Genomic DNA, 12432 nt, shown 5'->3' with positions numbered 1-12432 from the left:
GGATAGTCTTTTTCAGATTCAATCAATAATTGAACCGATCTTTCTCTGATTTCAGGGGTATATTTTAATTTGGTCATCGGAACATTCTCTCAGAATACTGAGTCTCCGACAAACCCGGTACGGTTCACCTGTCACAGATAAAGGGCTGCCATTACTATAGAAATTATTATTTATTTGGTTGTTATTTTAATTCGATAGACGTTTTAAAAGCACTGTAAGCCGCATAGCTAAAGATTTGACTGAAACAATAGATTTGATCAAAGCCTATTTCCGTTAGTAAGCTTTGATAATACTGCTGGCTAATCAGTTCAAAATCATCTTCTAAACGTTGCATCATTTTTGTCGCTTGCGATGCAGATAAACCCTGCATTTTGCAAAACTCAGGCAGTACATACTGCTCAAAACGCGAATGAGTTTGCATCAAGTCAAAACTTAAAAAAATGCCCTGCGGTTTAAGCAGTTCAAATGCTTTTGCTAAAAAATTCGTTTTCTCTGACAACGCAATGAAATGCGTCACCAAGATACTCAGCACCGCATCGAAGCAACTCAACTGCTCAAAAGCAGTATGACTGCCCAAAATAAAATTAACGCGATGCAACTGTCCAGCAGCTTCAACACGTTGGCGTGTTTGATTCAGCATGTTTTCAGACAATTCTGTAACGGTAAATGACCATGTTGGATTCAAGGCCATGAGATAACCCAATTCATAGCCCGTCCCACATCCAATGATCAGTACATGGGCATCTTCAGCGACATGGCAATTCAACACCGCCTGAATCTGTTGATGGACAAGTTCATAGCCGGGAATTAATTTTCGTATATGTGCATCATAACTTTCGACCACTTGCGGACTATTAAAATCTTTTGCCATGTAACATCCTGTTTGACATGTATGTCTAAGCTAATAAATATTCATTATTCTATATGGATTGTTTATTTCTGATGATGCCCAAGAATCTGCTGACTCAGCATTTCATAGACCACTTTCAGATCGACTTGATCAGCTTGCTCAAGCATATTGGCATGCATCAACATGATATTTTGATCCCCACGCATTGCAGGACCTGTTTGCATGTTACTAGGTTCAGCCTGAGTAGCTTTATTGGCTGTCTCTAAAATCAAAGGATAAAGTAAGCTAAATTCGACTTGTTTTGCATCAACAATCTGCTTTGCCATGTCATAACAATAATTACTAAAATTACATGCGAACACCGCAGCAAGATGCAGACTCAAGCGCTGTGCCGAATCATATTGATAAACCCTTTGACTCATGCTGTTTGCTAAATCTGTTAGTGTCCTCAAATCTGTAGAATCCGCGGCTTCTACAAAGATCGGTGTAGACGTCCAGTCCACATCTCGATCTAAACTAAAGGTTTGTAAAGGATAAAACACCCCTGCTCGCAAATGCTGCTGGGTCAGTACCGTGATATTGGTGCTACCTGAAGTATGCACGATCAAAACCTGTGGCAGATAGGCTGTAACTTGCTGAATAACGGTTGCAATCGATTGGTCGCTCACCGCAATGATCAAAAGATCAATCTCAGCATTCAACTTTGTCGGGGTATCAACGGCTTTTGCACCTACACTTGCTGCAAGTTTTTCTGCCTTTTCAAGATTTCGCGCATAAACTTGCACAATGTGATGTTGTGGATGAAGTACTTTGAGCAAATGATGTGCAACACGACCTGCACCCACAATACTGATTCGCATATAGTTTTAACTCATTTTCGATGGCTACAGCATGTCAGGAAAATATCGGACGTGCAAATCGAGTTGTATCGATAGAATGATTTATTTTCAATTCTTCACATTAGTTTCGCTCAGATAAGCACAAAAAAAGGGATGCGTTTCATCCCTTTTGCTAGACGTCAATCTAAGTCTAATGCATATCATATCGCTTTCAATCTAGACAATATTCGATATGCACTTTAGCTTTTACGATTTACCAATGATTTGATTCAGAGTCTGTAGGTATTGTTCTGCGTCACGGCGCGCATTGAATTTCTTTTCAAATACACCTGTGTTTTGCACACTGTTCGGTGTGTATTCTACCGAAACAACAAAGGTATCAAGCAAATCTCTATTAATCCGAATTGCAATAATATGATGTGAGTTTAAATAAAAACCATCATCAACCTTAACTAACATGACTCGCCTCAAAAATCTTGCATAATGAAATAGATAAAAATATCTAAACATTCATAAACTTGGATGCCTTATCGCATATAGTTAGAAATACGATAAACCCACATCATTGTAACGCCATTATGTGATTTGTATTGCAAATATTATGTAATTTAAATGAATAATTAGAGAAAATCATTCAGTTTCAGTCATCTAAACATGATTGATTTTCAATCCTAGCTAAAGATTGGATAAAAAGACTGGATATAAAAAAGCCTGCTGCCATAGCCATGGCAACAGGCTCATTTCAGTACGACTGATTTAACTCAAATCAATCGTACAAAGAGGTTGAACGATTAAACACTTAACATGCTGTTTAAGGTTTCTGACACATTCTTCGATTTCACAACAGGTTTAAGCGCTTCAAGTTTCGTTTTGACTTCACTACGTTGTGGCTCTGCCAAAGTGTACCAACGGGACAAAATTTGCAGTAAACGTGAGCCGACAATTGGATTTTTCTCATCGAGGAATTTTGCCAATTCAACAATGTGCTGCACACCAAAGCTCCAAGTGTTGACAGGATTGCTATTTAAGCCGCCTGTAACCGCACGAATACGGTTCGGAACTTTCAAGTCATAATCAGGATGAGCAGTCAGTGCCTTGATAGTTTCCGCAGTTGCTTTCGGATGTGCCGCTTGCAACATAAACCATTGGTCCATCGACAAAGCTTCATTTTTAAAGCGTGTATAGAAGGTTTCTAAAGCTTGCTGTGCTTGTGGTGCATCATTCCAAACCAATACTTTTAAAGCACCAAGACGTTCAGACATATTGCCTGTTGAGCTGAATTGTTCATAAGCCAATTCAAATACAGATGCATCGCCTTGACGTGCCATCATGCTCAACATGATGTTTTTCAATGCACGAACACCCATAGCTTGTGAAAACTCTTTCTGCGCATCTGGGTCTAAAGTTGCATAAGTCTCTTTAAAGAATGAACCTAACTCACGTGCCACACGACTTAACAGTGCTTCACGCTGTTCTTGCACTTGGGCAGGACTGTAGTCGGTATCAATACGGCTACCTAAATAACCCTCTGTCGGTACATCGAATAAACGTGAAGCAAGTAATGGATCACGCTCAACCAATGCTGGTAATGTATTTTGTATAGCTTGGACATAGATGTCAGCATCATGGCCATTTAACAAAATACGTTCTAACAAGGTTTGGCTGGCTTGCCATTGGTTAAAACCATTCGGCTCGTACTGCATCAGGAAAGCAAGCTCTTCATCTGAATAGTTAAATTCAAGATTAACAGGTGCAGAGAAATTACGCAGTAAAGACACAACAGGCTGGGTTTTTACACCGCTAAATGTAATCGTTGCAGTATCGGTATCAAATAAATACACGCCATCTTTGATGCCATTTTCAACCAATGCATCTGAGCTGAGAACTAACTGTTCACCACTCGTGGCATCAAACAATGCCAAAGCCACAGGAATAGGCACAGCTTTTAAATTTGGATATTTCGGATGCGCTTTTAAGCTTTGTTTCAAGCTTAAAGTATAGGTTTGATTTGCAGCATCGTACTCACCTTTTGCTTCAAGTTTTGGTGTGCCCGGTTGGTTATACCAAATCAAGAAACTCGATAAATCTACACCTGAACCTGCTGTCAGTGCTGCCACCCAATCTTCAACAGTCACGGCTTGACCATCGTGGCGTTTGAAATATTCGTCAGTACCTGCACGGAATTTTTCTTTGCCCAGGAGTGTCGCCATCATGCGGTTAATTTCCGCACCTTTTTCATACACAGTTGCGGTATAAAAGTTATTAATTTCAACAAAATGATCTGGACGCGGTGGATGTGAAAGCGGGCCTGAATCTTCTGGGAACTGATGAGCTTTTAACACAGCAACGTCATCGATCCGTTGTACCGCAGCAGATTGTAAATCTTCTGAGAACGACTGATCACGGAATACCGTCAAACCTTCTTTTAAACAAAGTTGGAACCAATCACGACATGTAATACGGTTACCTGTCCAGTTATGGAAGTATTCATGTGCAATCACAGACTGAACACGCATGATCGCTGCATCTGTGGTGTATTCTTCATCAGCAAGCACACAAGAGGTGTTGAAAATATTCAAACCTTTGTTTTCCATTGCACCCATGTTAAATGCACTGGTTGCCACGATCATATAATTGTCTAAATCATAAGGACGACCATAATGTTCTTCGTCCCAACGCATCGAATGTTTTAAAGCTTCCATGGCAATATGACATTTTGGAATGTCTTTTTCTTCTGCATAGATTTCTAAAGCAACATTACGACCTTCAGACGTCACATAAGTGTCTTTAAGTACTGCCAAATCACCAATCACACAAGCAAATAGATACGATGGTTTTTTGGTTGGATCTTGCCAAACGGTATAATGACGACCTTCACAGGTTTCACCCGCTTCAATCAAATTACCATTGGCAAGTAATACAGGGAATTTTTTATCCGCTTCGACACGTGTGGTAAATACCGATAGCACATCAGGACGGTCAGGATAATAGGTAATTTTACGGAAGCCTTCAGGCTCGTTTTGAGTAACGAATAAATCGCCTGCCGCTTGGTATAAACCTTCGAGTTGAGTATTGCTTTCAGGATGAATCACGACTTCAGTTTCAATGACAGCTTGGTCAGGTGCATTTGAAATCACCAGTTGTTCTGCATCTACAACATAGACATCTGCTGGCAAAACTTGACCATTTAAGCGAATTGATTTGAGTTCCAAATCACGACCCAATAACACCAAATCCCCTGCCGTTTGACGCTGCATCACTAATTTTGCATTTACATTGGTATGGTCATCAAAGACTTGAATATCAAGATCGATACTATCTACGACAAATGATGGTTTTTGATAGTCTTTTAAATAAACAGTTTGGTCTGCTTCGACCACTGGATTTGCCGCAATATTCATATCTCGTCCTATTCCTTAGTTATTGCTTCATCAGCTTTTTGAACACATTGTGAATGACTTGATCATACGACAAGATGCATAAGCTGTCTTCGCATTTACAATGATTTATATATGGGCTCAGCGCATGTTGTTTTCAATCATCTTTATAGAATAATTTAAAGGCTGGCACATATTTTCGCCATGTTTAAGCAAAATAAATGCCTGAGTTGAGTACAGCTATAACAATGTGCAAATTTTTTTATCTACCTAAAATAAATAAAGCGCCTATATACTAGAAAGAGAAAGTACAGGTGCTTAATCCATCTGTACGTTCAAATTATTGCGCTCAAACTTTCCTGCTTAAGACTTAGAGGATTATTGATTTGCGAAAATTAAATCGAGTGCACTGTCGTAGTCTGCTGCAAAGTAAAATTGAAATGCCGTGACTTTTGAAGTGAGGAATTGCTGAATTTCTTCCGTCGCACCCGCCACATAAATTTTAGATACTTGATGTTGCTGAGCCAGGCCCAATAACTCGATCGTCTTTTCTAGTGTTTGATCATGCCCAATAATCAGCGCGCCAACCGTACCCTGTGGCTGCTTATATAATTGCATGCGAGTGATATTGCTGTTTTTAAGTGCGTCTGACATGTGTATTCCATACAAAGAAAGGATAAAAAGATCAAAACCTTTAGAAATCCAGCTGAATCATACTGTGTATCAAGTTCAGTAGATTCCGCTTGGTTTCAATCCTAGAAGCCTAGATCATTAGAATTATAAGCTCAATATATACAAATATACTTTTCAAATCCAATCGCTTAGCTGTTTCCTTCCAAAAAGCACCTAAGCTCTCAAATAATCTCAGTCTTCTCATTTGGATTTGATTGCATACTTCTGTTTAAACCATGCACCAAGATGTTTCTTTTTCAACAGTTTAAGCATTTTGAGAATGCATCTGGGATAGAAACACTCATCAATATTATTTTGTTACTTTTAAATTAATAATTTATTTTCAATACCTTAGTAAGTAAATATACAGTTTATCTGCTTTAAAATCTCTACTCAAAACAGTTGAGCATGCGTTTTGCATCTACTTAATTGCCAAAAGCAAAATCATCAGGCTAAAACAAAAAGAGGTGCATTATGTTTATTAAAGAACACATCATCCGTATTGAAAATATGAAGACCCTGCAAGCGCTTGATGCTGCAAATATCGACCATCAAGTAATTGCAATGTTTATGACTTGCGAAGGGATTCCACTCAAAGCCTTTGAGGTCAGTTCATTACTTAACTCATATAGTGCATTAGGCACTAAAAAAGTCGCGTCTAAAAAAGTGCAAGCTTTAATACAAGCCAAACAACTTGGAGAGGAGGACGAATCGATCCCATGCCCAGCCGCCTATTAATAATCCATTCTGACTAAAAGCTGCATCATCACTATGCAGCTTTTTTTATATGTCGACTTCTCGCCTGAGCTGCCGCAACTCAAATTGCAACCCCGTCTTTAAACAGAGATGTGTATAATCAATTTAATCTTTCAAGAAACGCTGGAAACATGTTCAATATTCTACGCAAACAAATGGATGAAAGTACGCAATGCCCGTTGTGTCGTGCATCTATGTATTGGGTAGATGCTGAAAAATTAGATGAGCAAGAATTTAATTTTTATCAGTGTAGCCACTGTCATCATCAAATATTTCCAGAACAGCAATACAACTGTCATTGTGAAAACTGTCAGGCTGCGCGAAAAAAACTCCTGAAAGAAACCCGTTTACAAGAACAGCGTAAACTTAAAAATAAAGATATCGTTGAGCGTGAATTAAGTGAACTGAGTTTTTTACAGAAACTCTTTTTGCTGGCTTTATTGGATAATCATGTCCAAGAACATACGGCACATCAAGAATTTATCGACTGGGATACGATTAAATATCACAACATCAGCCCGAATTATTTCTTCCAACAATCACTCAAAAAGCATCTCGTGCATGAGCAAATTTTGATTGTGAAAGATGATGCACTACAAGCTGAACAGTATTATATCAATGTCCGTCTGGATGGCTATTCGGAGCCCAGTCTTTTTAGCGTAGCGCAGCAACTCCGTCATTGGTTTTATGAAAATTTAGCCTTGGGTGTTCCCTTTAAAAGTGCTGACGAAGTGAAAGAATGCTTGTATCTCCTACTTTTTCAAGAAATTGTGCAATTCATGCAGTTTTACTGTAAGACATGGGGTATTCAAATTGCAGGGAATAAAAGCTTTCAAGTGTTCTGTTATCGCCTACTCGACCATCTAGCGGTTGGGCAGATTTATTATATGATTCAGTCAGCACTCGAATACCTACATAAACAAAAAGCCCTGCAAGTGCGTAATGAAAATTTCATTAATACCAATCTGTTAAAAAAGACCTTACAGCAATACCGTGAACGTGGCTTACAGGAAAAATGGGAAACCTTTACCCTCCCTCGTCCGCCACAACTCCCCTTTAGTAAAATGAGTGAAATTTTACTCTTTAACTTTTTAGGACTCGATGAAAGTATCTTTGTGCAACCGATACGCCATGCTTGGAAAAAAATCGAACCTCGCTTAAATTTTTATTCCACAAAGCGCTGCATGTACTGTGGTTCACAAGAGCTCTCTGTCGATTATGATGCCGCAGATTATGTGACCCTGTTCTGCCGTAATTGTAAACATCAAGACCATTACTTCACCCGCTAAGGGAGAAAACAATGAATCAATCTGAAAATTTTGAAACAACCATGAACATTGAATTAACTGACTTAAATAGCCCACTTTTACAAAGCGTCATCAATGCGTGGATTGAACTTCAATCCAAACAGCCTTTGGTGCATATCATCACCAATGCAGTCGCGAGCAATTATGTCGCCAATGTCCTTTTGGCTGCGGGTGCTTCTCCTGCAATGATTGACAATCCCTTTGAAGCCGAAAGCTTTGCCTCAATTGCCAGTGCATTGAATATTAATATAGGTACGCCAACGTCTGAACAAATGCAGGCCATGCAAATTGCTGCACAAACAGCACAAAATTTAAATAAACCTTGGGTGCTTGACCCTGTCGGTTATGGCCCCGTTTTGCCGTGGCGATCTGAAATGGTTGACCAATTACTCCAATACAAGCCAAGTATTATTCGTGGCAATGCATCAGAAATCAGTGGTCTTACAGGTAATCAAGGTGAGTCACGCGGTGTCGATAGCACGCTCAATAGTGCAGAAATTTACTTAAATGCTGCGCCCTTATTAGAACACTGTGAATGTGTGGCAATTTCAGGCGAATCGGATTTCATCTTATCGAAAGAAATGAATGCGGTGATACAGATTAATGGTGGATCTTACTTACAACCCAAAGTGACGGCTTCTGGCTGCGCTTTAGGTGCGTTAACAGCGGCGTATTGCGCCGTGAGTGAAACGCTAACTGCTGGCACGGTCGCAGCACATTTGCACTTTGCGATTGCGGGTCAAAAAGCCTATGAAATTAGCTCAAGTGTCGGCAGTTTTAATGTTGCATTTTTAGATGAAATTTATAATCTCAATGAAGATGATTTCAATCAACTTGCCAACATGCAAATTTATGCACTATGAAGCTATGATAGCTTGAGAAAAACAAAAACAGCTTGAGTAAAGACTCAAGCTGTTCAGGGATTCATACTGTTTTGTACTAATTAATATGCGACAAAAAATTTACTGTGCCGTACTGTCAATTGCAGCATTGGCATCAAACATTTCTGAATCTTCGATCGTTTCTGTTGGATTACTCAAAATCATGTCGAGGTCATAGTCCCCCGCATAGACAATATTTTTGATTTTTGAACAGTCGCCATCACTCATTTCATAATTTAAGACTTTGGCTTCATCACCAATTTTAAACTCAGCACGAACGACGTTTTTATTTTCATCAAAACTCAGTTTAGGCTGAACACCTTTTTTCGAATCTTGCTGCGGATCTTGGCTATCCGTGAAAATATCAAAATCCACATTACACGCTTGTTGCGACTGCTTACAGTTAATTTCTGCTTGCATACGTTCCGCTAACGATGGCTCAAAATAGGCAGTAAGTTGATCTTTACTCAAAGCATGCAATTTCAACTCTTGATCATAAATTTGTTTGACCAGTTTTTCGGGGGCAACACATTTCTGCGATTGCTCCTGTACTTTTTGCTCTGCTGGCTGACAAGCCGTTAAAAAGATCGCCGCGCCGAAACCGAATAATCGATATATCGTCATTTGTCGCATAACACATCCATGTCCATCATTAAACTGCCCGCCCAACTGCCAGATTCATACTTGCTTCAAAAATGGTTGATACATTTAATTTACAAATACACATTAACCCCATGCCATCAAAATAATCTGGCACGTGCTGCATAAAAAATTGAACATGTTCATCAGATTTTTTCCGTAGCCGAACCAACTGCTCAGGCGTCACCTTCGGTAAATCACAACGATGAACAAAAATATCCTCAGCCCGATGCTGCACATCATGCTGACGGATTTTATAACTATTTAAAACATCCGCATACTCAGTGGGCATCGGGACACCGTGCCTTGGATAAAACTTAACAGAGCGCGAGGCAAATAATGTATATACCTTTGGTTGTGCCAATGTAGCCACAAACCACATCGGAATCGCTGGAAATCGAATCTGATGCTGCATCGCCACTTTAATCGCCGAATTTAAGGTCAGGTTTTTCCGCCGGTAATCTACCAATACCCCTGCCCGTGAATTAAAAATAAAAATCGGCCGATTGTTATGCATAATTTTTAATATACGCACAATGTTTTGCCCGATCAGTTTTTCCTGCTCAAAATACTGAATAATTGGTAATGCAACAATATCGGGGTCATGCATGTATTGATAAAGTTGCTCAATTTTCGAAGTCGGGAAAATACATTGATCAAACTCCCAGAGCCGTTGAAACAACTCATGTTTTTCTTCAATCGTGAGTTTGCAAAAATCAATGATATTCTCAGTGATCGCCATACCAACACCCATTTTCTTAATGGATTAACTTTGATGTTTTTTCAAAGTCCCTAGTTATAAAGTTTTCCGAAGCGGTATTTAAATGAAATAAAATTATTCATAGATCATCAATGATGATTAAAACCCCGAGCTAAAATAAATCGCTATTTAACTTATGCTCTTTAAAACCAACCCTATCAATATTTTTTACTTTTGAACCGCTTTAACCCTCTAAAAGCTCAAAAGTTGCAGCGTTTTTTGACTGTTACATCATGTAAATATAATACGTTTTAACATCGTGAATTGCAGCCCTCGTTATATAGGATTTCTTATACTTTCTAGTCATAAAAAAGACAGCTTCGAAAAGCTGTCTTAGGGTCATTTTTAATATTTGAGCATTAGGCCTGGTAATAGATATCAACCGTTCTAATGCGGTTTTCATCCATTGCCGTGACTTTAAATTGAATGCCTTTAAAATCAACCACAGTACCGACTTCTACATTACCGTGGGTCTGATCTAAAATAAGGCCTGAAACACTGATATAACCATCATCTTCTTCGATCAAATCCAGCATTTCCAATTCAAGTTCTAACTGATACAGATCGAGCATGCCTGAAGCTTTCCAATGTTCATCATCGATTTTAATCAAATCAAGTTGTTCATCCGCATCTGGGAATTCACCAGCAATTGCTTCAAACACATCGAGTGGTGAAATCAGACCCTGTACCGCACCAAATTCATCCGTAACTAGTACCAAAGAGCCTTTAGAGGTACGCAAGGTATTAATCGCATCAATCACCTTCATTTTTTGGAAAATAAAGATCGGACGATGACGTTTAATCAATACTTTTAGATCATCTTCGCTATCTAGAACATCAATAAGTTCTTTCGCACGGACAATACTAATCACTTTATCCAAGCTACCACGACACACAGGGAATAAACTGTGCGGCACCGAAAGGACTTGCTCACGAATTTGCTCAGGTGTGTCATTTAAATCAACCCAAGAAATTTGATTACGAGGGGTCATGATCGACGCAACTGAACGCTCTGCAAGCGTCAATACACCACCAATCATGTAACGTTCTTCGTCTGCAAAGGTTTCTTGTGCTTGATTACCGACTTGATCGGCTTCTAAGCGTCCACCCATCAGCTTTAAAATACTGTCTGCAGTACGGTGGCGTAATGGAATTTTCGCTTCGTGTTTTTGAGCATTACGCTGACTAAACTGGTTAAAGGCTTCGATGATAATCGCAACACCAATACCTGAGTAGATATAGCCTTTCGGAATATGGAAACCAAAACCTTCTGCAATCAAACTAATACCAATAAGCAATAAGAAGCTTAAGCATAAGATCACGACGGTCGGATGTCGGTTAACAAAGGCCGTTAACGGTTTAGATGCAAGTAACATCACAGCCATTGCAACAATCATTGCAGCCATCATGACATAAATGTTGTCGACCATACCGATTGCTGTAATGACAGAATCTAGAGAGAAAACTGCATCTAAGACAACAATTTGCGCCACGACTGCTGTAAAGCTCGCATAAGCCACTTTTGTTGTCACTTGAACTTCTGGTTTACCTTCTAATTTCTCATGCAGCTCTGTGACCGCCTTATAGACTAAGAATAATCCACCGAACAATAAAATGAGATCTCGACCAGAGAATGTCCAATCAAAAACGGTAATCAAGGGCTTTGTTAATGTGACCAACCAAGAGATTGCAAATAACAATCCTAATCGCATAAATAATGCGAGTGAAAGACCAAGTACGCGGGCTTTATCACGTTGTTCTGGAGGGAGTTTTTCTGCCAAAATGGCAATAAAGACTAGGTTATCAATCCCTAGTACAATTTCTAAAATAATTAATGTAAGTAAACCAACCCAGATTCCGGGATCTAACAAAAATTCCATTAGCTCTCTTCCTCATTCTGGATTGTAAGAATATCTTCAATCAGACCAACGCACGGCGACGGATCCATAAATTTAACCTGTGTAACTAGAGACCATTCCATTATGCATAATCTTGCGCATTTGTAATGTATTCAAGCATATTTTTTCGCAGCAACAATATGACAAAATGTTAAAAGCGCTTAATGCGTTGCCGATTGAATGGGCTACATCAAATATAAATCTAGATCGTAATACTGACTTTTATAGATACATGCCAACGCTGTTAAAAAGATTGATTTCATCTAACTTTTTAATTAAATATTATTAAATGCGTTGTATAAGATTGTATGACAAATCTAATGAATTAGGACTTACGCACTATTATTTAAAGATTCTCTGTGGTAGCAGATGATTTTTATCGAGAATAAAGTCATCAATGAAGCTTTTGATAATTGGTCTAAATAATTTCTTCTGCCAACGATATACATTTTC

The 12432-nt window shown here is 39.0% G+C and carries 11 protein-coding genes and 1 pseudogene; 3 read left to right on the top strand and 9 right to left on the bottom strand.

Annotated elements, in window-relative coordinates:
* Positions 1-181: 181 nt before the first annotated feature.
* From FTU17_RS15580 to FTU17_RS15560, 5 genes are all read right to left on the bottom strand, one after another.
* Positions 182-871 carry a class I SAM-dependent methyltransferase gene (locus FTU17_RS15580; protein WP_180135975.1) on the bottom strand — a complete coding sequence of 230 codons (690 nt, stop codon included), beginning with the start codon at positions 869-871 and terminating at the stop codon, positions 182-184.
* A gap of 62 nt (positions 872-933) precedes the next feature.
* Entirely contained in the window at positions 934-1710 is a 777-nt protein-coding gene (locus tag FTU17_RS15575; RefSeq protein ID WP_180135974.1) for a Rossmann-like and DUF2520 domain-containing protein, read from the bottom strand.
* A gap of 225 nt (positions 1711-1935) precedes the next feature.
* A complete protein-coding gene (locus FTU17_RS15570; protein WP_180003031.1) occupies positions 1936-2148 on the bottom strand; it encodes a hypothetical protein in 213 nt (70 codons plus the stop codon).
* Positions 2149-2480: 332 nt separating this feature from the next.
* Positions 2481-5090 (bottom strand): aminopeptidase N, encoded by a 2610-nt coding sequence (pepN, locus tag FTU17_RS15565; protein WP_180135973.1) that lies wholly within the window; start codon positions 5088-5090, stop codon positions 2481-2483.
* Positions 5091-5444: 354 nt separating this feature from the next.
* Positions 5445-5720: a hypothetical protein gene (locus FTU17_RS15560; protein ID WP_078193640.1), complete on the bottom strand. Its 276-nt coding sequence runs from the start codon at positions 5718-5720 to the stop codon at positions 5445-5447.
* 492 nt (positions 5721-6212) lie between these two features.
* Between FTU17_RS15560 and FTU17_RS15555 the strand changes: the two genes are divergently transcribed.
* From FTU17_RS15555 to thiM, 3 genes are all read left to right on the top strand, one after another.
* A complete protein-coding gene (locus FTU17_RS15555; protein WP_078193641.1) occupies positions 6213-6476 on the top strand; it encodes a hypothetical protein in 264 nt (87 codons plus the stop codon).
* A 149-nt stretch (positions 6477-6625) separates the two neighbouring features.
* Positions 6626-7783, top strand: a complete 1158-nt coding sequence (locus FTU17_RS15550) for a hypothetical protein (RefSeq protein WP_180135972.1) — start codon at positions 6626-6628, stop codon at positions 7781-7783.
* Positions 7784-7794: 11 nt separating this feature from the next.
* Positions 7795-8664 carry a hydroxyethylthiazole kinase gene (gene thiM / locus FTU17_RS15545; RefSeq protein WP_180135971.1) on the top strand — a complete coding sequence of 290 codons (870 nt, stop codon included), beginning with the start codon at positions 7795-7797 and terminating at the stop codon, positions 8662-8664.
* A gap of 99 nt (positions 8665-8763) precedes the next feature.
* Here thiM and FTU17_RS15540 read toward each other — a convergent pair whose 3' ends face one another.
* The 4 genes and pseudogenes from FTU17_RS15540 to FTU17_RS15525 all read right to left on the bottom strand — a co-directional run.
* The gene (locus FTU17_RS15540; RefSeq protein ID WP_180135970.1) at positions 8764-9315 is read right to left on the bottom strand and encodes a hypothetical protein; all 552 of its coding nucleotides are present in this window, start codon (positions 9313-9315) and stop codon (positions 8764-8766) included.
* Between the two features lie 19 nt (positions 9316-9334).
* Entirely contained in the window at positions 9335-10063 is a 729-nt protein-coding gene (locus FTU17_RS15535; RefSeq protein ID WP_180135969.1) for a hypothetical protein, read from the bottom strand.
* Positions 10064-10440: 377 nt separating this feature from the next.
* On the bottom strand, positions 10441-11961 hold the full coding sequence (locus FTU17_RS15530) for a transporter associated domain-containing protein (protein WP_180135968.1): 1521 nt from the start codon (positions 11959-11961) through the stop codon (positions 10441-10443).
* Positions 11962-12321: 360 nt separating this feature from the next.
* Positions 12322-12432, bottom strand: a pseudogene (locus FTU17_RS15525) (IS701 family transposase); the annotation flags it as partial.

This window comes from Acinetobacter sp. YH12070 (assembly GCF_013419625.1).
GTDB classification, from domain to species: Bacteria; Pseudomonadota; Gammaproteobacteria; order Pseudomonadales; family Moraxellaceae; genus Acinetobacter; species Acinetobacter amyesii.
Note: the sequence above shows the minus strand (reverse complement) of the source record. Positions and strands in the feature narration are given on the sequence as shown.